Annotated in this window: 21 protein-coding genes and 1 pseudogene; 11 read left to right on the top strand and 11 right to left on the bottom strand. The window is 65.1% G+C overall.

Annotation, left to right across the window (positions count from 1 at the left end):
• Positions 1-103: 103 nt before the first annotated feature.
• The 5 genes from BGI01S_RS26595 to BGI01S_RS31220 all read right to left on the bottom strand — a co-directional run bounded on the left by BGI01S_RS26595 (position 104) and on the right by BGI01S_RS31220 (position 5,258).
• Entirely contained in the window at positions 104-691 is a 588-nt protein-coding gene (locus tag BGI01S_RS26595; RefSeq protein WP_042329326.1) for a nucleotidyltransferase family protein, read from the bottom strand.
• A gap of 279 nt (positions 692-970) precedes the next feature.
• Entirely contained in the window at positions 971-3,187 is a 2,217-nt protein-coding gene (locus BGI01S_RS26590) for a xanthine dehydrogenase family protein molybdopterin-binding subunit (protein ID WP_042329324.1), read from the bottom strand.
• Positions 3,184-4,185, bottom strand: coding sequence for an FAD binding domain-containing protein (locus BGI01S_RS26585; protein WP_042329322.1), 1,002 nt, complete (start codon positions 4,183-4,185; stop codon positions 3,184-3,186). Before BGI01S_RS26585 ends, BGI01S_RS26590 begins: the two co-directional genes overlap by 4 nt.
• Positions 4,186-4,198: 13 nt before the next feature.
• Positions 4,199-4,939, bottom strand: coding sequence for a 2Fe-2S iron-sulfur cluster-binding protein (locus BGI01S_RS26580; protein WP_042329321.1), 741 nt, complete (start codon positions 4,937-4,939; stop codon positions 4,199-4,201).
• Between the two features lie 118 nt (positions 4,940-5,057).
• Positions 5,058-5,258 (bottom strand): hypothetical protein, encoded by a 201-nt coding sequence (locus BGI01S_RS31220; protein ID WP_255219785.1) that lies wholly within the window; start codon positions 5,256-5,258, stop codon positions 5,058-5,060.
• On the opposite strand from BGI01S_RS31220, the gene BGI01S_RS26575 reads away from it, so the two are divergent.
• The 3 genes from BGI01S_RS26575 (at position 5,164) to BGI01S_RS26565 (ending at position 8,443) form a co-directional block, all read left to right on the top strand.
• Positions 5,164-7,209, top strand: coding sequence for a D-(-)-3-hydroxybutyrate oligomer hydrolase (locus BGI01S_RS26575; RefSeq protein ID WP_255219784.1), 2,046 nt, complete (start codon positions 5,164-5,166; stop codon positions 7,207-7,209). The genes BGI01S_RS31220 and BGI01S_RS26575 overlap by 95 nt on opposite strands.
• A gap of 151 nt (positions 7,210-7,360) precedes the next feature.
• Entirely contained in the window at positions 7,361-7,588 is a 228-nt protein-coding gene (locus BGI01S_RS26570; protein WP_042329318.1) for a hypothetical protein, read from the top strand.
• 45 nt (positions 7,589-7,633) lie between these two features.
• The gene (locus BGI01S_RS26565) at positions 7,634-8,443 is read left to right on the top strand and encodes an exodeoxyribonuclease III (protein ID WP_042329317.1); all 810 of its coding nucleotides are present in this window, start codon (positions 7,634-7,636) and stop codon (positions 8,441-8,443) included.
• A gap of 88 nt (positions 8,444-8,531) precedes the next feature.
• On the opposite strand, the gene BGI01S_RS26560 is transcribed toward BGI01S_RS26565, so the two are convergent.
• The 4 genes from BGI01S_RS26560 to motA all read right to left on the bottom strand — a co-directional run bounded on the left by BGI01S_RS26560 (position 8,532) and on the right by motA (position 11,583).
• Entirely contained in the window at positions 8,532-8,807 is a 276-nt protein-coding gene (locus BGI01S_RS26560; protein WP_042329316.1) for a CsbD family protein, read from the bottom strand.
• A 168-nt stretch (positions 8,808-8,975) separates the two neighbouring features.
• The gene (locus tag BGI01S_RS26555) at positions 8,976-9,659 is read right to left on the bottom strand and encodes a Pr6Pr family membrane protein (RefSeq protein WP_042329315.1); all 684 of its coding nucleotides are present in this window, start codon (positions 9,657-9,659) and stop codon (positions 8,976-8,978) included.
• Positions 9,660-9,709: 50 nt separating this feature from the next.
• Entirely contained in the window at positions 9,710-10,699 is a 990-nt protein-coding gene (motB, locus tag BGI01S_RS26550) for a flagellar motor protein MotB (RefSeq protein ID WP_042329415.1), read from the bottom strand.
• Positions 10,700-10,713: 14 nt separating this feature from the next.
• A complete protein-coding gene (gene motA, locus BGI01S_RS26545; RefSeq protein WP_042329314.1) occupies positions 10,714-11,583 on the bottom strand; it encodes a flagellar motor stator protein MotA in 870 nt (289 codons plus the stop codon).
• 478 nt (positions 11,584-12,061) lie between these two features.
• On the opposite strand from motA, the gene BGI01S_RS26540 reads away from it, so the two are divergent.
• On the top strand, positions 12,062-13,474 hold the full coding sequence (locus tag BGI01S_RS26540) for a DUF2252 domain-containing protein (RefSeq protein WP_042329313.1): 1,413 nt from the start codon (positions 12,062-12,064) through the stop codon (positions 13,472-13,474).
• A 47-nt stretch (positions 13,475-13,521) separates the two neighbouring features.
• On the opposite strand, the gene BGI01S_RS26535 is transcribed toward BGI01S_RS26540, so the two are convergent.
• Complete coding sequence (locus BGI01S_RS26535) at positions 13,522-14,382, bottom strand: polysaccharide deacetylase family protein (protein ID WP_042329312.1); 861 nt, start codon at positions 14,380-14,382, stop codon at positions 13,522-13,524.
• A 207-nt stretch (positions 14,383-14,589) separates the two neighbouring features.
• On the opposite strand from BGI01S_RS26535, the gene BGI01S_RS26530 reads away from it, so the two are divergent.
• The 7 genes and pseudogenes from BGI01S_RS26530 (at position 14,590) to BGI01S_RS26500 (ending at position 20,210) form a co-directional block, all read left to right on the top strand.
• Positions 14,590-15,354, top strand: a complete 765-nt coding sequence (locus BGI01S_RS26530) for an SDR family oxidoreductase (RefSeq protein WP_042329311.1) — start codon at positions 14,590-14,592, stop codon at positions 15,352-15,354.
• Between the two features lie 18 nt (positions 15,355-15,372).
• Complete coding sequence (locus tag BGI01S_RS26525) at positions 15,373-15,657, top strand: oxidoreductase-like domain-containing protein (RefSeq protein WP_084585507.1); 285 nt, start codon at positions 15,373-15,375, stop codon at positions 15,655-15,657.
• A gap of 51 nt (positions 15,658-15,708) precedes the next feature.
• A complete protein-coding gene (locus tag BGI01S_RS26520; RefSeq protein ID WP_042329413.1) occupies positions 15,709-16,578 on the top strand; it encodes an NAD-dependent protein deacetylase in 870 nt (289 codons plus the stop codon).
• A 62-nt stretch (positions 16,579-16,640) separates the two neighbouring features.
• Positions 16,641-17,245 (top strand): annotated as a pseudogene (locus tag BGI01S_RS26515) (pyridoxamine 5'-phosphate oxidase family protein).
• A gap of 25 nt (positions 17,246-17,270) precedes the next feature.
• Positions 17,271-17,903, top strand: a complete 633-nt coding sequence (locus tag BGI01S_RS26510) for a DUF938 domain-containing protein (protein WP_042329310.1) — start codon at positions 17,271-17,273, stop codon at positions 17,901-17,903.
• Between the two features lie 305 nt (positions 17,904-18,208).
• On the top strand, positions 18,209-19,621 hold the full coding sequence (gndA, locus tag BGI01S_RS26505; RefSeq protein ID WP_042329308.1) for an NADP-dependent phosphogluconate dehydrogenase: 1,413 nt from the start codon (positions 18,209-18,211) through the stop codon (positions 19,619-19,621).
• A 271-nt stretch (positions 19,622-19,892) separates the two neighbouring features.
• Entirely contained in the window at positions 19,893-20,210 is a 318-nt protein-coding gene (locus BGI01S_RS26500) for a DUF4148 domain-containing protein (protein ID WP_042329306.1), read from the top strand.
• A gap of 111 nt (positions 20,211-20,321) precedes the next feature.
• Here the strand turns inward: BGI01S_RS26500 and BGI01S_RS26495 are convergent, their stop codons facing one another.
• The gene (locus tag BGI01S_RS26495) at positions 20,322-20,642 is read right to left on the bottom strand and encodes a hypothetical protein (RefSeq protein WP_042329304.1); all 321 of its coding nucleotides are present in this window, start codon (positions 20,640-20,642) and stop codon (positions 20,322-20,324) included.
• Positions 20,643-20,738 lie beyond the last annotated feature (96 nt).

Here is a 20,738-nt window from a genome sequence, read left to right as displayed (position 1 = left end):
TAAAAAAATACTGTATGGATATACAGTATGCGCCTAAACGCCCACGAGGATCAAGTCCCGCGCCGCAAGCGCTCCATACGCGCCACGCCTTCGTCGCTCCGCGCTAGACGTTGCGCAAATCCTCCGGCGTATCGACGTCGCGCAGAATCCCCGGGTCGTCGACATCGACCTTCGTCACGCGCTGGGACATCAGCAACGACCTCGCGCCGGTGTCGCCGTCGAGCGCGAGCAGTGCGTCGCGATGTTCGATGCCGAAGCCGACCGGGTGCCCGCGCTGTCCCTGGTAGAACGGGGCGACCAGCGACACGCCGTCGTCGAGCGCGCGCGCGACGGCTTCGATCGTCGTGGTAGCGATGCGTGGCATGTCAGCGAGCGCGACGATCCAACCTTCGGCGTCATCGCTCGCCTCGATCCCGGCGGCGAGGCTCGCGCCCATGCCGCGTTCCGCATCGGGCGCGAACACGACATCGCAACCGGCGTCGTTCAGCAAACGCGCGAGGGCGTCCGACCCCGGCCGCACGACGGCCAGCACGCGCGTGACGACCTGCAGCAGCCGATGCGCGGATTCGTGCGCGACCGGCGTGCCGTCGGGCATCCGCGCGAGCAGCTTGTTGTGCAGACCGTCCGGATCGAAGCGCGAACCGAAGCCGGCGGCGAGCAACACGCCAGTGGCGAGCGAGGCATAGGTCATGGACTGGGCCCCGGTGAAGAGAATGAGGCTGATTGTGCGATGCAACGGGGTCGCAGGCAAGCGGGAATCTCAGCGGCGGGGCGCTTGGCGGCTCAGCGTGCTGCGGCGCGGGCGGTCATCGTGGACGAGGCGACGGCGCGTGCATTCGGCACGCGCCACGGGAGTGCGCCTCGCGAACGCGACCGACGCCCGCAATCGGCGCAGGCGGCCCACGCGTGCAACCACCAGACGCAACCACCAGACGCAACCACCCAGCGACCCGACCTCACCCTCCAAACCTCACGCCACCCCCATCACCTTATCCAGCGTCACCGGCAAATCCCTCACCCGTACCCCCGTCGCGTGATACACCGCGTTTGCAATCGCCGCCGGCACGCCCGTAATCCCGATCTCCCCAATCCCGCGCACGCCGAGCGAGTTGATATATGGATCAGGCTGATCGATGAACGTGATGTCGAGTGCGCCGATATCCGCATTCACCGGCACGTGATACTCCGCGAGATTCGCATTCGTGAAGCGCCCATAACGCGTATCGACTGAACTCTCTTCCTGCAGCGCCGCCCCGACGCCCCACACGATGCCGCCCATCAACTGGCTGCGCGCGGTCTTCTCGTTGAGCACGCGCCCCACGTCGTACACACCGACCACGCGCGGCACGCGGATCGTCCCGAGGTCGGCGTCGACATGCACCTCGACGAACACCGCGCCGAACGAGTGAAACGAGTACTTCTGCTTCTCGTCGCCGGGCTTGACGGTCGAGGTCGCCTCGATCGGCTTGCCGCCCGCGCGCGCGATGATCGCCGCCGCCGGATCGCGTTTGCCCGGCTGCGAGCGGCTCGTCACCCAGCCGTTATCGACGGTGATGTCGTCGAGCGCGATGCCGTGCACCGGCGACGCCGGGTCGGCCAGCGCCAGCGCGATCAACTGGTTGCGCGCCTGGCTGGCCACCTCGCGCACCGCGGGCGACACGCTCGCCGCCGATTGCGAGCCGCCCGACACCGGCGCGCGCGGCAGCGTCGAATCGCCAAGCGCGAAATGGATGTTCTCCGGCGAGAAGCCGAGCGCGTCGGCGGCCACCTGGGTCATCACCGTGTAGGTGCCGGTGCCGAGATCCTGCGTGCCCGACGCGACCATCGCGGTGCCGTCCGGCAGAATCCGCGCGATCGCTGCCGCTTCGCTGCGGTTGGCCGGATAGGTCGCGGTCGCCATACCCATGCCGATCAGCGTGCCGCCGTTGCGCATGGAACGCGGCGCGGCGCTGCGCTTCGACCAGCCGAATTTCTCCGCGCCGATCCGGTAGCACTCGCGCAACGACTTGCCCGACCACGGCTTGTTCTCCTGGGGATCGGCCTCTGCGTAGTTCTTCAAACGCAGCGCGAGCGGGTCCATTTTCAATGCGGCCGCGAGTTCGTCCATCGCCGATTCGAGTGCGAACGAGCCGGTGGTTTCGCCCGGTGCGCGCATGAAGGTCGGCGTGCCGAGATTGAGCGGCACGATCCGATGCGTGGTCACCTGATTGGGCACCGCGTAGAGCATCCGCGTGACCATGCAGCAGGTCTCGGTCCAGTCTTCGATCGTCGACGTGTTGGAGATGCTGTCGTGACGCATCGCCGTCAGCGTGCCGTCGTGTCGTGCGGCAATCGCGAAGCGCTGTTCCGTGCGCGGCCGCGCGCCGACCGGGCCGAACATCTGCGGCCGTTCGAGCACGAGGCGCACCGGCCGCCCGGTCTGCTTCGCGGCCATCGCGCACAGCGACACATGCGACCACGACGAGCCCTTGCAACCAAAGCCGCCGCCGATGAACGGCGAGATCACGCGCACGTCGCCGGGCCCGATGCCGAACACTTTGGCCACCGCCTGCGCCGCGCTGCTCACGCCTTGCGTCGAGTCGTAGAGCGTGAGTTGCGGACCGTCCCAACGCGCCATCGTCGCGTGCGGCTCCATCGGATTGTGATGCTCGATCGGCGTGGTGTAGGTCGCGTTCACATGGACCGGGCCGCTTTGCATGCCGTCTTCGAAGCTGCCGCGTTGCGTATCGGTTTGCCGGCCTTGCGGTTTGTCCGGCGCATGCGCGTTCGGTTTGGCGAGCGCGAAGTCGACGGCGGCGCTGCTCTGCTGATAGACGATGCGCAACTGGCGCGCGGCATCGACGGCGCGTTCGAGCGTGTCGGCGACCACCACCGCGACCGGCTCGTTGCTGTAGTGAACCTGGTTGTCCTGCAGGAGCGACAGCCGCCTGCCCGCCGGCGGCGCCAACGCGGGCCGTCCGCCGTTCGGCAGGCGCGGCGCGTTCTGGTACGTCATCACGAGCAGCACGCCGGGCAGCGCCTGCGCGCGGCTCGCGTCGATGGACGCAATCGTGCCGCTCGCAATCGTGCTGGTGACCAGCACCGCATGCGCGAGACGCGCTTCGGGGAATTCGGCGGCATAGCGTGCTTCGCCGGTGACTTTGAGCAGACCGTCGACGCGGTCGACCGGTTGACCGATCAGATTCATGCGACACCTCCCGCGTGGCCGGCGGCCTGGTTGACTGCACGCACGATCGCGCGTTGCGCGAGCTGCACCTTGAAACGATTGTCGTGCCGCGGACGTGCGTCGCTCAACGCGGCGGCGGCGGCATTCTTCAACGCCGCCTGCGAGAGCGGCTGACCGGCGAGCATCTGTTCGGCGACGCTCGCGCGCCACGGTTTGTGCGCGACGCCGCCGAGCGCGATGCGCGCGCTCGTCACGCGCTCGCCGTCCATCTGCAACGCGGCGGCCACCGACACCAGCGCGAATGCGTAACTGGCGCGGTCACGCACTTTCAGATAGTGGGAGTGCGTGCTGAAGAGCGGCGGCGGCAGATCGACGGCGGTGATCAGTTCACCGGGCTGCAACGTGGTGTCGACGTCGGGCCGGTCGCCGGGAAGACGGTGGAAGTCGGCGAAGGCAATGGTCCGCTCGCCATTGGGACCGCTCACGCGCACGACGGCATCGAGCGCCGCCAGCGCCACGCTCATATCCGACGGATTCACCGCGATACATTGCGGACTCGCGCCGAGGATCGCGTGCGTGCGATTGTGGCCGTCGAGCGCCGCGCAGCCGCTGCCAGGCATGCGCTTGTTGCATTGCGTGAAGGCGGTGTCGTAGAAGTAGCCGCAGCGGGTACGTTGCAGCAGATTGCCGCCGACCGTCGCCATATTGCGCAATTGCGACGACGCGCCCGCGAGCAGTGCTTGCGACAGCAACGGGTATTGCTCGCGCACCAGCGCGTGATTGGCCGCGTCGCTGTTGCGCGCGAGCGCGCCGATGCGCAGGCCGCCATCGGGCAGCGTCGTCAGCGTGTCGAGTCCGTTGATGTGCGTGATGTCGACGAGCCGCACCGGCCGCGCGACACCACCCTTCATCAGATCGAGCAGGTTCGTGCCGCCGCCGATAAACACCGCGCCCGGTTGCTGAACGGCGCGCACCGCGCCGGCGACATCGCCGGCGCGTTCGTAAGAGATCGCATCCATGCTGGTCGCTCCGTCAGGCGTTGTCGGGTCGTGCGGTGTCGATGCCGGAAGCGGCGCTGCTTGCGCCTCGGCCTTCATGTACCGCACGCACCGCGGCCACGATATTCGCGTACGCACCGCAGCGGCAAATGTTGCCGCTCATGCGTTCGCGGATCTCGTCGTCGGAGAGTTGCGCGGGCCGGTGGCGCACATCGGCCGTCACGGTGCTGGCCGTGCCGCTGCGAAATTCGTTCAGCAGGGCCGTCGCGGAACACAACTGCCCCGGTGTACAGTAGCCGCACTGGAACGCATCGTGTTCGATGAACGCGCGCTGCATCGGACTCAACACGCCGTTGGCCGCGAGTCCTTCGACCGTCGTGATGTTCTCGCCTTCGTGCATTACCGCGAGCGTCAGACACGAGTTGATGCGGCGGCCGTCGGCGAGCACCGTGCAGGCGCCGCACTGGCCACGATCACAGCCTTTCTTCGTGCCCATCAGGCCGGCGTATTCGCGCAGCGCATCGAGCAAGGTCACGCGCGGTTCGAGTTGCAGCGTGTAAGCGCGACCGTTGACGGTCAGCGTGACCGGACGCGGCGGCACGCTCGGGTTGATCTGAGCCGGCGGCGCGGCCGGCGTTTGAGTTTGCGCGCGCAGATGCGGGGCCGCGCCGACGGTCGCGGCAGCGGCAGCCGATTGAAGAAAGCGGCGGCGTGCGGGTTGCTGTGGGGTGGCGTCCGGGTCGCCCGGATCCTGACATTCGTTATGCGTGGACATGACGTTCTGTTGACTCCATTGAAAGGTCAATGCAGGCTAGCGATGCGTCGGTATCCGAAGCGTCGCGTTCAAACGAATCAGACGCAGCAATTTCGGTGCCGTTGCAAATACAACGGTATTAGAAAATGACGGAGACAGCAAAGATGACTTCAACGATCAGACTCTGGCCGGCATCGCGCATTGCGTCGCCGATGCGTACCGTGGGCATCGTGATGGCTGCATCAATCGCACTGACAGCGTGCCATGGCGACGACGACAACGCTCCACCTGCACCATCGAGCAACGTGCTGCCAAGCTTCATCAAAAGCGCGGTGACCACGCAGTCCTATGACGGCAACACCGACGATCTGCTTACTGCGGGCCTCGGCAAGACCGGTCTCGCGTTGGCCACCGCGCCGGCCATCGCGAACCCCGCGCAACCCACCGCCGCCGAATTGCGGCGCGTCGCGATCTGGTCGAACTATCGCGCGCTCGTCGACATGAGCGCGAGCGGCGGGTATGGACGCTTCTGGGGACCCAATGTCGATCTGAACGGCAACGACACGCTGGGCGAGGGCAAGATCGCGGGTAAGGAGTACCTTGCGTTCGCCGACGACGGCACCGGCGCGCAGAACGTCAGCATGCTGGTGCAGATTCCGGCGAGCTTCAACGCGGATCAGCCGTGCATCGTCACGGCGACCTCGTCGGGTTCGCGCGGCGTGTACGGCGCGATTTCCGCGGCCGGCGAGTGGGGCCTCAAGCGCGGCTGCGCGGTGGCCTACACCGACAAGGGCAGCGGCAACGGCGCGCACGAACTGTCGACCAATCGCGTCACGCTGATCGACGGCACGTTGCAGGATGCGTCCGCCGCCGGCAAGGCGAGTCTCTTCACGGCGAACCTGAGCGGCGGCGCGCTCGCATCGTTCAACGCGCAGTTCCCCAATCGCTATGCGTTCAAGCACGCGCACTCGCAACAGAATCCGGAGCAGGACTGGGGCAAGAACACGCTACAGGCGATCCAGTTCGCATACTGGGCGCTCAACGATTCATACGGCTCGTTGAACGGCTCGACCCGCACCGTGCGCTATAAGAGCGGCAGCATCACGACGATCGCGGCGTCGGTGAGCAACGGCGGCGGCGCGTCGCTCGCGGCGGCGGAACAGGACACGTCGGGGCTGATCACGGCGGTGGTGGTCGGCGAGCCGCAGATCAACTTGCGGCTTGCCACGCAGGTGTCGGTGGCGCAGGGCGGCGTGCCGGTCGGCGCATTCGGCAAGCCGCTCGCCGACTACATGACGCTCGCGAATATGTTGCAGCCGTGCGCCGCGCTCGCGCCCGCCGCGACCGGCGCGCCGTATCTGACCACGTTGCCGCTCGCAACCACCACGGCGATTCGCACCGCGCGCTGCGCGTCGCTTGCGGCGAGCGGCGTGATCGCGGGAACGGACCTGACGACCCAGGCGGTCAACGCGCTCGCGTTGCTGCATCAGAACGGCTACCAGACCGACTCGGACCTGCTGCAAGCGCCGATGTGGGACTCGCAGGCCGTGCCCGCCGTTGCCTTGACGTATGCGAATGCGTACGCGCGCGCCAGTGTCGCCGACAACCTCTGCAACTTCAGCTTCGGCACCACCAGCGCGGCCGGTGCCGCGGGCGTGACACCGGCGGTGTCGCCGATGCTCACGGTATTCGGCAACGGCAACGGCGTGCCGCCGACCAACGGCATCAATCTCGTCTATAACGCGGGCGCGTCAGGCGCGGTGGATCACCGGTTGGCAACCGCCAACGCGAGCTATGCGGGGGCCGCGTGTCTGCGCGCGCAGTGGACCAACGGCGCGCTGACCGGCAGCGTCGACGCGATCCGCGTGAACGCGAATCTGCATGGCAAGCCCACGATCATCGTGCAAGGCCGCGCGGATGCGCTGGTGCCGATCAATCATGCGTCGCGGCCGTACCTGGGGATGAATCAACTGACCGAGGGCAGCGCGAGCAAGCTGTCGTTTTACGAAGTGACGAACGCGCAGCACTTCGACGCGTTTCTCAGCGTGGCCGGTTTCGATACGCGCTTCGTGCCGCTGCACTACTACAACCTGCAGGCGCTCAATCTGATGTGGAGTCATCTGAAGAGCGGCACGCCGCTGCCGCCGTCGCAGGTGATTCACACGACACCGCGTGGCGGCGAGCCGGGTGCCGCGCCTGCGTTGAGCGCCGCGAATTTGCCGGCGATTGCGGCGAGTCCTGGCGCCAATGCGATCACGGCGGGCGGCGGTGCGGTGAACGTGCCGGATTGAGCGGAGGGAGCGGTGGCGGGCGCGTATGGCTGCTGAACCTGGGCAGGCATGCGCGCCGCTGCGCCCGCGCGTTATGCCGGGCTTTGTTGCCTCCGGCCAGGTACAGCCGATGCTACCGTTGACTGGATGAAGCGCGCTCACAGGAGAGTCCATGCAGTTCGATTACAGGCATTTCCACATCGATTGCCGCGCACGCCATGCGGACGAGGGCGTCTACTACGCGAGAGCGAAAATCACGCGCGTGCCGCAAAAACACGAGCATTTTCAATCGCACGATTCGGGCGACATCGATTCGTTCGCGAACGAAGCCGACGCCATTGCGTGCGCGAGGTCGTGGGCGATCGAATGGTGCGATGGCGCAGCGGAACGAAGCGCGTGACAGGGAGAAGAGGCCCGACCAGAACCGACCCAGGGAGAGCGGACCGTGGCGAAGCTTCGAATTGCGACGTTCAACATCAACGGCATCCGGTCGCGCTTGCCGGCGCTGCTGCAATGGCTGGAGCGCGAAGCGCCCGACATCGTGTGCCTGCAGGAACTCAAGGCGGTGGACAGCGCGTTTCCCGTCGAGCAGTTACGCGATGCGGGTTACGGCGCCATCTGGCAAGGCCAGAGCGCGTGGAACGGCGTGGCGATTCTGTCGAAGGGCGAGGCGCCGCTGGAGAGCCGTAGGGGTTTGCCTGGTTTCGAGGACGACACGCATAGCCGTTATCTGGAAGCGGCAGTCGGCGGCGTGCTGGTCGCCTGTCTCTATCTGCCGAACGGCAATCCGCAGCCGGGGCCCAAGTTCGACTACAAGCTCGCATGGTTCGATCATCTGCTCGCGCATGCGGCGAAGCTCTTCAGGAGCGGTCATCCCGTGGTGCTCGCGGGCGACTTCAACGTCGTGCCCACCGACGAGGATATCTATAACCCCCGTTCGTGGCTGAAGGACGCGCTGTTGCAGCCGGAGAGCCGCGAGCGTTATCGGCGCCTGCTGGCGCAAGGCTGGACCGATGCGCTGCGAACGCATTTCGGCGACGAACGGGTTTACACGTTTTGGGACTACTTCCGCCGTCACTGGGAGACGAACTCGGGCTTGAGGATCGACCACCTGCTGTTGAGCGCCGACCTCGCGCCGCGTTTGCGCGATGCGGGCGTCGACCGCTGGGTGCGCGGCGAACCGCATGCGAGCGATCACGCGCCGACATGGGTGGAACTGGAGATGGGTGCGGGACGGAAAAAGAAGAACGGGTAGTGAGTGACGACGCGTGGTCGCGTGGTAACGCGAACCGGGCGACCCCGGCCAGCGGATCGCCCGTCAACCAACCTGCCACGCTTATCGACTACCGGCGATAGTCGCGACCCGCCGCGCCATGCGACCAGATCGCACCGGCGACAAACCCGGCAAGAGCGACCACCGCAATGGTGGTGAAGGGGCTTTCGGCCGTGGTGTCGCGAACCAGACTGGTCGTGCTCGCGCACAGTTGCTGAGCCTTGCCGCTCAGTTCCTTGGCTTTGCCGGCCAGTTGCGTGCCGGTATCGCCGAGAACATCGCCGACCGCACCCTGAACCTTACCCGCCACTTCCTTGACTGCGCCTTCTGCTGAATTGGTGTCCATACGAATGTGCTCCCGTTGTCATATTTACGTGCGAGCGCGGCGCGTTTGCAACGCCGTCACACACAAGGGTCGCGCAGGCCGCCCCGAGTCGCGAGCAGCTTGCGTCCACCACACAGCGCGCAAAAAGCGCGCCCGCACTGAAAACGAACAGGGAGCGGGACGGAAGCGTCAGCGCCGGCGCCGGAAATTGATGCCGACGAACACCGCCATCAACATCAGAAAGCCGCCGAACAGCAGCGCGGCATTGACCATCACATGCCTGACGCCGAGTTCGTCGACATTGATGAAAGGGTAGGGATAGAAGTCCGACAGACTGCCGCGCCAGAACGTGACGCCGAGATACGTCAACGGATAGATCAGCCACAGCAGACAGTGGCGCAAGCTCACATGAAAACGCGGCACGAACAGCACCCAGTAGAGCGCGGCCAGCATCGGCAGCACACTGTGCAGCGATTCGGTGAGCACCCGCCTGAGCGGCGCGGGCGACCACCAGCCGCGCAACAGCAGGTTATACGCGATCCCGACGAACACCATGTACACAACCACCGCCGTCACGACGGTGGGCTGCCGGAAAAACCGCACAAGCGGCGAGCGATGTTTGCGCAGCGCCACGCACGTGAAACAGATCGCGCAGGCCAGCACGGTCAGATTGGTGAGATAGCTGCTCATGCGGGCCAGGCCGTCGAGCACGGTCAGCCCGCGCGCGAGCGTGCGATCGATCGTGACATTGGCTTGCGCGACGAGTGCGAGCCAACTGATCACGGCGATCGTCGCCGCCAACGTCACCGACGAAACGCTGGGCGTATGCAGCGGCAGCTCGGGTTCGTGCTGCTGGGAAGGGATAGGGCGCATGCGCACGATTTTAACCACACACTTTGCGCCTTGCAGTGGCGCAGAAAAAACTATGACGCGCCGCGCGACTTGCTCACCGGCCGCAAGTGTCCGATCACGTTGGGGATAGCGGAACTCGCGGGCGCATTTTCGTCGAGCGTGGTTCGGCCGCCATCGTGGAAGAACGCCTGCTCCGCGGCCTTGTTCAGTACGAGAATACTGATGCGCCGATTGGTCGGCTCGTCGGCGACGTGGCTGTTGAGCGGCAACACGTCCGCGAGACCGCGCACCTGCAGCAGTTTTTCGCCATGCATTCCGCCCGCCACCAGCGCGCGGCGCGCCGCGTTCGCGCGTTCGGACGACAACTCCCAGTTCGAATAGCCTTCGGGGCCGGCCGTGTACGGCACCGCATCCGTATGGCCCGCAATCGAAATGCGATTCTCGACGTCGTTCAGCGCCGCGCCGATCTGCGTGAGGATCGTCACCGCGTAGGGTTGCAGCTTTGGACTGCCGGAGGCGAACATCGGCCGGTTCTGCGAATCGACGATCTCGATACGCAGTCCTTCGTTCGTGATCGAGATGCGGATCTGATCCTTGAATGCCTTCAACGCGGGACTCTGCTCGATCAGCGCGGTGAGCTTCGCCTTCAACTGCTGCAAACGCTCCGCGTCCGCGGGCGTGACGGCGGGCGTCGCGGCACGCGGCGGCGTCGGTTCGGCCTGGCTCCTCGTGCCGACGCCGGGCCGCGTATCGGAGATGTCGCGGCCGCCGCCTTGCACGACGCTCGGTCGCGCGGCGGCCGTGCCCTCGTTGCCGCCGAGCAGGCTCGACAGCGGCGTGTTGAAGTAATCCTCGATGCCCTGCTTGTCGTATTTTGATGTCGAGCCGAGCAGCCACATCAACAGGAAGAACGCCATCATCGCGGTGACGAAATCGGCGTACGCGATTTTCCATGCGCCGCCGTGATGGCCGCCATGATCGTCGCCTTTCTTCGAGCGGCGCACGATCATGGGTGCGGGCGGCGTCTCGTCCTGTGACGCGCGCGATCTTCTTTCGCTCATCATGCCGCTCCGCGTCAGGCCGACTTCGGCATTCTGGTGGCGCGCACGGCGTCGTCGAGTTCCTGGAAGCTCGGACGGTCGGCGGTGAAGAGCACCTTGCGACCGAACTCGACGGCGATCGGCGGCGCGTAGCCGGACAGCGACGCGAGCAGCACGGCCTTCACGCACTGATACGGTTTGGCTTCGGCGCGGCCCTTGGCGTTGAGCAGATCCGCCACCGGGCCGATGAAGCCGTACGCGAGCAGAATGCCAAGGAAGGTGCCGACCAGCGCGCCGGCGATCATCTCGCCGAGCACGGCGGGCGGCGCGCCGACCGAACCCATCGTGTGCACCACGCCCATCACCGCCGCGACGATGCCGAACGCGGGCAGGCCGTCGGCCATCTTCTGGATCGCGTTGGCGGCAACCGACGCTTCCGCGTGGTGCGTCGCGAGTTCCTCGTCCATCAGGTCCTGCACTTCCAGCACGTTGACATTGCCGCCCGACATCATGCGCAAGTAGTCGACGATGAAATCGAGCAGATGGTGATCCTTCAGAACGTGCGAGTACTTCTGGAAAATCACGCTTTCCTCGGGTGCGGCGACGTCGGACTCGAGCGACATCATCCCTTCCTTGCGCGCCTTCTGCAGCAACTCGTAGAGTAGCGCGATCAGTTCGAGATATTTTTCCTTCGTGTAGCCGCCGCTCTTGAAGCACGACGGAATCGCCTTGAGGGTTTTCTTCAACGTCGAAGTCGGATTGCTGACGACGAACGCGCCGATCGCCGCACCGAAAATACACAGTAGTTCGAACGGCTGAACGAGGGCCGGCAAATGGCCCCCCACACCGATGAAGCTCCCGATCACGGAAGCGATGACTACGACCCAGCCGATTGCGACAAACATACTCTCTCCCGTTTTTCTTGCGCGACGCGCGTCCGTTCAGAACGTGCCCTATTTCAAGGGCTATTCGTGCGTCATAAAAGTTCTGTATGAATGGGTAAACGGCTGGATTCGCGGTAGCTGAAGTGCAGGGATCGATCAAACATAAGAAATTCACCAGATAGTTAGTTTGGTGAGTGCGCCCCGGTAATTTTGCCCGCCCGTTGTGTGATCGATGCAGCCATCACGGTGACCCCGATCGTCGCCCACGGCGGGTAGTAACCCGAATCGAATGCGGTGGTCCATGCGGGAAATGGCGAGGGCAACATTTTTACCGATCGCCTGTCGTGAGCCGTTATGATCGCGATGCGAAGTTCGGCGCGATGTCCGCGCAGGACACCGATCGACGACGCCTCGCGTCCCTTGATGTTCCGCTTTGCCGTGCCAGTAAAAAGCAGTCTCTGGAATCGCCAGTCAAGACTCGCCAGAAACGGAGAAGAGCATGAAAGCCAGCACCATCGCCGAACGGGAGGCCCGTGGCCGTGCCGCCCGTGAACATTCGAAGCGTTCGAGCCATCGCGCGGTAGGCGAACTGCATCGCAACCCGATTGAACTGCTGAAGCAAAGCAGCGAGGGCCGGGTCGAGAATCTCGTGCCTCTGCGCTATGGGCGCATGGCTGCGTCACCGTTCACGTTTTTTCGCGGCACCGCGATCCTGCAGGCTCACGATCTCAGCAAGGTTCACGACAGCGGCCTGACCATGCCGATCTGCGGCGACGGCCACCTGATGAACTTCGGCGGCTTCGCGACGCCCGAGCGGCAACTCGTGTTCGATCTGAACGACTTCGACGAAGTGTCGGTCGGTCCATTCGAATGGGATCTGAAGCGCCTGACCGCGAGCCTCGTGGTGGCCGCGCGCCATATGCGCCTGAGTCGCGGCACCGCTGAAAGCCTGGTGATGACGGCGGTGCGCGAGTATCGGGATCGCATGGCGCAGTACGCGCAATGCGGTGCGCTCGAACTCTGGTACGACCGCATCACGTTCGACCGCATGGCCGAAACCGCGCTGACGCCCGAGCGCCGGCGTACCGTGCGGCGCGGCATGGAGAAGGCGGCGAGCCGGACGCACGAGAGCCTGCTGGAAAAAATGGCCGTGCACGACGGCGAGCACTGGACCATTCGCGATGCACCGCCGGCGCTCTTTCACGTGCTCGGCGCGAACACGCTGTTCACGCCGGAAGAAACCGAGATGTACCGCGGCGCCAACTGGCGCAAGCTGCTCGAACGCATGTGGGGCGAGTACCTGAAGACGATGTCGCATGATCGGCGTGAACTGCTCGATCATTTCACCGTGCAGGACATCGTGTTCAAAGTGGTGGGCGTCGGCAGCGTCGGCACGCGTTGCATGGTGGTGCTGCTGGTCGATCACATGGGCAAGCCGCTGTTCGTGCAACTCAAGGAAGCGCGGCCGTCGGTGATCGCGCGCTTTCACAAGTCGCCGCCGTTCGCGCACGAAGGCGAACGTGTCGTGCAGGGGCAGCGCATGCTGCAGGCCACGAGCGACATCTTCCTCGGCTGGGCGACGGGTCCGCTTGGGCGGCAGTTCTATTTTCGCCAACTGCGCGACATGAAGCTGTCCGCGAACATCGAGCTGTTCGACAACGATCTGCTGGACGGCTATGCGCGGCTATGCGGCTGGATCATGGCGCGCGCGCATGCGAAGGCGAGCGGCCAGGCGATCGAGGTCAGCGCGTATATCGGCCGCGGCGATCAGTTTGCGGAAGCGCTGACCGGCTATGCGACCAGCTACGCGGACCAGGTCGAACGCGATTATGAAGTGTTCCTGAAGGCTTGCAGGAGTGGGGAACTGCACGCGCGGACGGATGAGGATATGGCGGCGGACTTTCGGGTGTGAGGGGGCGTGGGCGGCGGATCGCGATTCGTGATCGACGCCCGCTTGCATCACGAATCGATCCGCGCTTCCCGCAACGTAACGAAGCGCAACTGCCGCTGACGAGCCGCTTCGATCACACGCGGCAGCACCGCGAGAATCAGCGGCTCGCCGTCGACCGTGAGCGCGGCATTGCCGTCGTGCAACAGCAGAATGTCGCGCGCCGCGAGGCCGTCGAGCAACCGTCGCTCGACTACATCAGGATCGCGCTCGCGCGTGTCGTAGCCGCGCCGCGTCCATGCCGCAAGCCGCAAGTCGAGCTTGCGCAGCACCGGTTCGAGAAAGATATTGCGCAGGCCTGCGGGCGCACGGAAGAACATCGGCCGCTCGCCGCTCACCTGTTCGAGCGTACGTTGCGCGGCGTCGATCTCACGCGTGAGCGCGCCCGGCAAGGTCACCGAAAACGTGTGCACGTGGACCTGCGAATGATTTTCGAGCGCATGGCCTCGCGCGACGATCTCGCGGGCGAGCGCCGGATAGCGCTGCACGTTCGCCCCGATGCAGAAGAAGGTGGCGCGCACGTGGAGTGCGTCGAGCAGATCGAGCACTTGCGGCGTGACGAGCGGGTCGGGGCCGTCGTCGATGGTCAGCGCGATCGCGTCCGCGTTGCGCGCACCGGCGGGCAGGCGCGTCCAGTTCGGACCCAGCAGCGAAGTGCGCGGCAGCAATCCGGTCACCGTGAAAATGGCGTGGTTCACGAAGATCGCGGCCAGCCACCAGGGCCACGCGGCGGGCGCGAGCAGCCAGCCGGCCAGCACGGCGACGTGCCATGCAGCGGTGGCGATGAGCATCGCGGGATAGCCGGTTTGCGGCCAGCGGCGCGGCGGCGCGGACTGGGCGCCATGCGGCGTCGTTGTGGAGAATAGGTTCATCAAAGCGTGCTTCCTGTCTGCCTTCTTCCGTCCGGGAAGGCCGTGAATCCCGCGCGTCACGCGCAGCCGCGAAAGATACCATTGATGCGCGTGTCGGCGGGTGAGCGGTCAGGAATGGTTGCAAATGAAAGGGGTGTGAAAGACGGGCGCGGTGCGCGTTGAGGTGTTGGTGGTGGTATGGTCGCGGGCAGACATAGGGAGACGAACATGACCGAAGCAGCAACGAAAAAAGTCGCGCTGATCACTGGCGCAGGCAGCGGAATCGGACGCGCTTGCGCGCTCAAACTGCTGGAACACAGCTATAGCGTGGTACTGGCCGGGCGTCGCCAGGCAGCGCTCGACGCCGTTGCACAGGAAGCGCAACACCTGAGCGGCGACGCGCTGGCCGTCGCGTGCGACGTGACCGATGCCGCCAGCGTCGCCGCGCTGTTCGACACGATCCGCGAGCGGCACGGCCGTCTCGACGTGCTGTTCAACAACGCGGGCCGCAACGGCTCGCCCGTCGATATCGATCAACTCGATATCGACGAATGGCGCTCCGTGGTCGACACAAATCTCACCGGCGTGTTCCTGTGCACGCGGGCGGCCTTCGGCCTGATGAAAACGCAGAGCCCGCGCGGCGGCCGCATTATCAACAACGGTTCGATTTCCGCGCATGCGCCGCGGCCGAACAGCATCGCTTACACAGCCACCAAGCACGCTATCACTGGCCTCACGAAAGCGGTATCGCTCGACGGCCGGCCATACGACATCGTGTGCGGGCAGATCGACATCGGCAATGCCGAAACGGAAATGGCCGCGCGGATGGCGCGCGGCGTGCGGCAAGCCAACGGCGAAATCGCGATCGAACCGCTGATGGACGTGCGGCACGTCGCCGATGCCGTGCTGCACATGGCCGGATTGCCGCTGTCGGCGAACGTGCAGTTCATGACCATCATGGCGAGCAAGATGCCGTTCGTCGGCCGGGGCTGAGCGGCGCATGACCGCCGCATGAGCGGCAGCGCGCCGCGGGTGATCAACTTATACTGGGCGCTTCCTGCTCTTACGAAACGCGTTTTTGCCGTGCCCCGAGCCACATCCAGCGACGACCCGCAGCCGCAACCGCCCGTGCAGCCCGATCTCGACGACTGTTGTCATAGCGGCTGCAATCCCTGCGTTTTCGATCTCTACGACGCGGCGCTCGAGCGCTATCGGAGCGCGCTTGCCGAATGGCAGGAGCGGCAGGCACGGCACGCGGCGCCCACGCGGCAGAACAGGCCGCGCGCGCGTCGTTGAACCGCGCGCGGGTTTCACGTCCAGCCCCAGTCCTTCACCGTGCTCTCCGTCATGACCGATCTTCAGTCCGCGCCTCTCGAACCTTTGCATGAATCGCACACGCTGGATGACCTGCATCGCTTCGTGCAGCGTTATCCGCGTCTATTCGTGCTGACCGGCGCGGGCATCAGCACCGACTCGGGCATCCCCGGCTATCGTGACGACAACGGCGCATGGAAGCGCTCGCCGCCGATCACGTTGCAGGAGTTTCTCGGCACGCTCGCGATGCGTCAGCGCTATTGGGCGCGCAGCATGGTCGGCTGGCCGGTGGTCGCGCACGCGCAGCCGAACGCCGCGCATACCGCGCTGGCCCGGCTCGAGACGGCCGGCCATGTGCCGACGCTGGTGACGCAGAACGTCGACGGCTTGCATCAGCGCGCCGGCAGCCGCGCGGTGATCGAGCTGCACGGCGGCATCGACGGCGTGACGTGTCTCGACTGCGGGACGCAGCACGCGCGCGCGTCGATCCAGCAGACCCTGGAAGCGCACAATCCCGCGTTGCTCGATGTGACCGCCGAAACCGCCGCCGATGGCGATGCGCATCTCGAGTGGCACGATCTGGGCGGCTTTCGCATTCCCGCCTGTCCGAATTGCGGCGGCCTGCTGAAGCCCGCGGTGGTGTTCTTCGGCGAAAGCGTGCCGAAGGAGCGGGTCGAAGCGGCCTCGGACGCGCTCGACGCGGCGGACGCGGTACTGGTGGTCGGCTCGTCGCTGATGGTCTATTCCGGCTACCGTTTCTGCGTGTGGGCGCAGCAAAAGGGCAAGCCGATCGCCGCGATCAACCTGGGGCGCACGCGCGCCGATCCGTTGTTGTCGTTGAAGATAGCGGCGCCGTGCGCGGATACGCTGAGCGCGCTCGCCGGACGCCTGGTGCTGGACTGAGGGGCGTGCGCGCACAGCCCCGTGGCTCGACCAATACACCCGCAGCGAAAAAAGGAACCGCGATGTTGACCACGATCGAACAGCTCGAAGCCCTCTACGGTCAGCCGCACGAGCGCGCGCTGCGCAAGGAAATCGCGCACGTCAACGAAGACTATCGTGCGTTCATCGAGGTCGCGCCGTTCGTCGTGCTGGCCACCGCCGGCCCGGACGGACTCGACTGCTCGCCGCGCGGCGACGCGCCCGGTTTCGTGCGGGTCGTCGACGAACGGACGCTCGCGTTGCCCGACCGGATCGGCAACAATCGCCTCGACAGTCTGCGCAACATCATCGCCGAGCCGCGTCTCGCGCTGCTGTTCATCATTCCCGGCGTCGGCGAAACGTTGCGCGTGAATGGCCGCGGACGGATTCCGCCGACCCCGAATGGCTGGACAGTTTCGCCGTCGAAGGTAAACTGCCGCGCACCGTGGTGCTGATCGACGTCGACTCGGTGTACTTTCATTGCTCGAAAGCGCTGGCGCGTTCGAAACTGTGGGATCCGGCGCGGCACGTCGAACGTTCGCGGCTGCCGAGCGCGGGCGAGATTCATCGGCGGCTGAACGGCGCGGACTTCGACGCCGCCGCCTACGACCGTGAACTCGCCGAGCGCGTGCGCACGACCCTGTACTGACCCATAAGCCACACCCAGGCTAACCATGACTGAATCCCATCCGGCGTTGCGGCAACGTTCGCCTTCCGCGGAGCGCAATCGCGAGCCGATTCTCGCCGTGCTGCGCGATACGTTGCCGGCCACCGGCCGCGTGCTCGAAATCGCGAGCGGCACCGGCCAGCACGCGATGTACTTCGCCGCCGCGCTGCCGGGACTCGACTGGCAGCCGAGCGACGCCGATGCCGACGCGCGCGCGTCGATTGCCGCCTGGATCGCTCACGAGGGCCTGGCGAACGTGCGCGCGCCGCTCGTTCTCGACGTGCATCAGCCGGATTGGGGCGTGGACTCGCTCGACGCGGTGGTCTGTATCAACATGATTCACATCTCGCCGTGGAGCGCGGCCGAGGCGCTGTTCGCGGGCGCGAGCCGCCGTCTCGTCGATGGCGGTGTACTGTATCTGTACGGTCCGTACAAACGCGGCGGCACGCAGACGGCGCCGAGCAACGACGCGTTCGATCAGCAGTTGCGCAGCCGCGACCCCGAGTGGGGCGTGCGCGATATGGAGGCGGTGGTCGAACTGGGCGCGTCGGTCGGATTGGTATGCGACGAGCCGATCGCGATGCCGGCCAACAATTTCAGCCTGGTGTTCAGGAAACGATCGGGCACGGTGCGGGTCTGATGAACGCAGTTTGACAAACGCGGACCGGCTTGCTTCGTGAGTCGCCGCGAAGTCGCGGCGCGCATGAAGCGGTTCATGAAACGGCTCGTGAGGCGGTTCGTGAAACAGCTTTGGAAGCAGCGCATGGGGCGACGCACGATGTGCTTCACGAAGTGGCGCCGGTCCGCCCGCATGCAGTAGACCGCGCCGCCCGTTGCCCGCCAACGAGCGGCAAGCGCGCATTTCTTTTATCCTTTCACCCTCGATGTCCCGCCGACCTTTTTCTGGCGCGACGTCACGACATTTTTGGACTCTGGAGAATTCACATGGGCAAACAGGCAATCGGCGTGGTGGGGCTGGCGGTCATGGGCCGCAATCTGGCGCTCAACATCGAGAGCCGCGGCCACGCGGTGTCGGTGTACAACCGTAGCCGCGAGAAAACCGACGAACTCATCGCCGAATATCCGGACAAGAAGCTGGTGCCGGCTTTCACGCTGGAAGACTTCGTGGAGTCGCTGGAAAAGCCGCGCCGCATTCTGCTGATGGTCAAGGCGGGCGAGGGCACCGACGCCACCATCGCGTCGCTCAAGCCGCTGCTCGATAAGGGCGACATTCTGATCGACGGCGGCAATACCCATTTCACCGACACCATCCGCCGCAATCAGGAACTGGCCAAGGCCGGTCTGCATTTCATCGGCACGGGCGTGTCGGGCGGCGAGGAAGGCGCGTTGAAAGGCCCGTCGATCATGCCGGGCGGCCAGCGCGAAGCCTACGACCTCGTTGCCCCGATCCTCACCGAAATCGCCGCCAAGGCGCCGGACGGCGAGCCGTGCGTCGCGTACATGGGACCGGACGGCGCGGGCCACTTCGTGAAGATGGTGCACAACGGTATCGAATACGGCGACATGCAACTGATCGCCGAAAGTTATGCGGTGCTCAAGCAGGTCGTCGGTTTGTCGAACGAAGAGCTGGGCAAGGTCTACACCGAGTGGAACCAGGGCGAGCTCGACAGCTACCTGATCGAAATCACGTCGAAGATCTTCGGCAAGAAGGACGAGGAAACCGGCAAGGATCTGGTCGACGTGATTCTCGACCGCGCCGCGCAAAAGGGCACCGGCAAGTGGACCAGCCAGAACGCGCTCGACCTCGGCGCGCCGCTGCCGCTGATTACGGAAGCCGTGTTCGCGCGCGTGCTGTCGTCGCTGAAGGATCAGCGGGTGGCCGCAAGCAAGGTGCTCGAAGGGCCGCAGGCCAAGCCGCTCGAAGGCGGCAAGCGCGAGGAGTTCATCGAAGCGGTGCGCCGCGCGCTGTACTTCAGCAAGGTGATTTCGTACGCGCAGGGCTTCGCGCAATTGCGCGCGGCGTCGGAAGAGTACAAGTGGGATCTGGACTTTGGCACGATCGCGAAGATTTTCCGCGCCGGCTGTATCATCCGCGCCCGCTTCCTGCAAAAGATCACGGACGCCTATACGAAGGACAAGGCGATCGCGAACCTGCTGCTCGATCCGTACTTCCGGGACATCGCGAAGAACTACCAGTCGGCGTTGCGCGAGGTGGTGGTGGCCGCGATCAATGCGGGCGTGCCGGTGCCGGCGTTTGCGTCGGCGGTGGCGTACTTCGACGCTTACCGCTCGGAACGCCTGCCGGCGAACCTGGTGCAGGCGCAGCGCGACTTCTTCGGCGCGCATACGTTCGAGCGTACCGACAAGCCGGGCAGCTTCCACGCGAACTGGAGCTGAGCGTTTGGACCGCGACCTGCCGCGTCTTTCGTGGAAAGGCGCGGCGGGCGGCGGTGTCGTGTGATGTGAAATCGGCGGCAGGGGATTATTGTTTAAATCTGCGATTCGTCTCGCATAACGGGGGTCTCTAGGACCTACTGTTGCAAAAGCAGAAACAGAGTTTCGTCATTTTAGGTGTTTACCCTTAACGACGACCCTCTTAAACTTGTTCTTAAGCGCTACGGGAAAACAGCCCAAAGTGCGCTACAAAACAAGTTATGGAGGTTTAATCATGAAGACCCTGATCTCTGCAGTTGTCGTCGCCGCCGCTCTGGTTGCTCCGGTCGCATCGTTTGCTCAATCGAATCAGCCGGTTACGCGCGCTCAAGTGCGCGCTGAACTGGTCCAGCTCGAAAAGGCCGGCTACGATCCCGTCAGCGACCATTTCGCTTACCCGGCGAACATCCAGGCGGCGCAAGCCCGCGTCGATGCGCAAAACGGCACCGCTCAAGCTGCGAACAGCGGCTACGGCGCTCCGATTGCCGGCAGCTCGCAAGCCGGCCGTCCGGTGAGCAACACCGACCGTAACTCGGTCTACTTCGGCAACTAAGTTGAGTCGAAGCTGATGAAGGCGCCGCCCGATCGACAGGACGGCGAGCAATAAAAAACGCCATCCGGTTTGCCGGATGGCGTTTTGTCGTTTACGGCGCTAGTGCGTGCGCTAATGCAAAGTGCGAGGCCGCCGGCCGATTTCATCGAAGAGCGCGCGGCTCGGTTCGAGTGCGAGCAGCCAGGATTCGTCGTAACCGCTCAGATTGTCGAGCGCCTCGCGCAGCCGCTCGATCGCCACAGCGGGAATTTCGACGCTGGCCTCGACACCGCTCGACAGCCCCGCGATGCTGGCCAGTTGCACCAGGGCGTCGGCGGCTTCGGCCACATCGGCGGCGAAAACGAGGTGCGTGTTCAGCAACTCGACCAGACCGGGCGACGCCGCAACGTCGTCGACGTTGAGTTGCACGGCCAGAAAGGTGGCTTTGTTCATCCTCAACTCCTCGCAGGGTCCAACGTTGTCGTGAGGTGCGTTCCGCGCAGCTTGACTGAGTATAGGCGAGGCCTCGAAGGTTTCAATAATCACACG

The organism is Paraburkholderia ginsengisoli NBRC 100965 (assembly GCF_000739735.1).
GTDB lineage: Bacteria > Pseudomonadota > Gammaproteobacteria > Burkholderiales > Burkholderiaceae > Paraburkholderia > Paraburkholderia ginsengisoli.
This window is presented reverse-complemented; position numbering and strand designations above follow the sequence as displayed.

Excerpts from the sequence above, each read along its gene's own strand:
- BGI01S_RS26535 (WP_042329312.1), bottom strand. The coding sequence starts at position 14,382 with ATGAACCTATTCTCCACAACGACGCCGCATGGCGCCCAGTCCGCGCCG.
- BGI01S_RS26500 (WP_042329306.1), top strand. The coding sequence starts at position 19,893 with ATGAAGACCCTGATCTCTGCAGTTGTCGTCGCCGCCGCTCTGGTTGCT.
- BGI01S_RS26510 (WP_042329310.1), top strand. The coding sequence starts at position 17,271 with ATGACTGAATCCCATCCGGCGTTGCGGCAACGTTCGCCTTCCGCGGAG.
- BGI01S_RS26530 (WP_042329311.1), top strand. The coding sequence starts at position 14,590 with ATGACCGAAGCAGCAACGAAAAAAGTCGCGCTGATCACTGGCGCAGGC.
- BGI01S_RS26540 (WP_042329313.1), top strand. The coding sequence starts at position 12,062 with ATGAAAGCCAGCACCATCGCCGAACGGGAGGCCCGTGGCCGTGCCGCC.
- BGI01S_RS26520 (WP_042329413.1), top strand. The coding sequence starts at position 15,709 with ATGACCGATCTTCAGTCCGCGCCTCTCGAACCTTTGCATGAATCGCAC.
- BGI01S_RS26595 (WP_042329326.1), bottom strand. The coding sequence starts at position 691 with ATGACCTATGCCTCGCTCGCCACTGGCGTGTTGCTCGCCGCCGGCTTC.
- BGI01S_RS26525 (WP_084585507.1), top strand. The coding sequence starts at position 15,373 with ATGAGCGGCAGCGCGCCGCGGGTGATCAACTTATACTGGGCGCTTCCT.
- BGI01S_RS26580 (WP_042329321.1), bottom strand. The coding sequence starts at position 4,939 with ATGTCCACGCATAACGAATGTCAGGATCCGGGCGACCCGGACGCCACC.
- BGI01S_RS26590 (WP_042329324.1), bottom strand. The coding sequence starts at position 3,187 with ATGAATCTGATCGGTCAACCGGTCGACCGCGTCGACGGTCTGCTCAAA.
- gndA (WP_042329308.1), top strand. The coding sequence starts at position 18,209 with ATGGGCAAACAGGCAATCGGCGTGGTGGGGCTGGCGGTCATGGGCCGC.
- BGI01S_RS26585 (WP_042329322.1), bottom strand. The coding sequence starts at position 4,185 with ATGGATGCGATCTCTTACGAACGCGCCGGCGATGTCGCCGGCGCGGTG.
- BGI01S_RS26495 (WP_042329304.1), bottom strand. The coding sequence starts at position 20,642 with ATGAACAAAGCCACCTTTCTGGCCGTGCAACTCAACGTCGACGACGTT.
- motB (WP_042329415.1), bottom strand. The coding sequence starts at position 10,699 with ATGAGCGAAAGAAGATCGCGCGCGTCACAGGACGAGACGCCGCCCGCA.
- BGI01S_RS26560 (WP_042329316.1), bottom strand. The coding sequence starts at position 8,807 with ATGGACACCAATTCAGCAGAAGGCGCAGTCAAGGAAGTGGCGGGTAAG.
- motA (WP_042329314.1), bottom strand. The coding sequence starts at position 11,583 with ATGTTTGTCGCAATCGGCTGGGTCGTAGTCATCGCTTCCGTGATCGGG.
- BGI01S_RS26555 (WP_042329315.1), bottom strand. The coding sequence starts at position 9,659 with ATGCGCCCTATCCCTTCCCAGCAGCACGAACCCGAGCTGCCGCTGCAT.
- BGI01S_RS26570 (WP_042329318.1), top strand. The coding sequence starts at position 7,361 with ATGCAGTTCGATTACAGGCATTTCCACATCGATTGCCGCGCACGCCAT.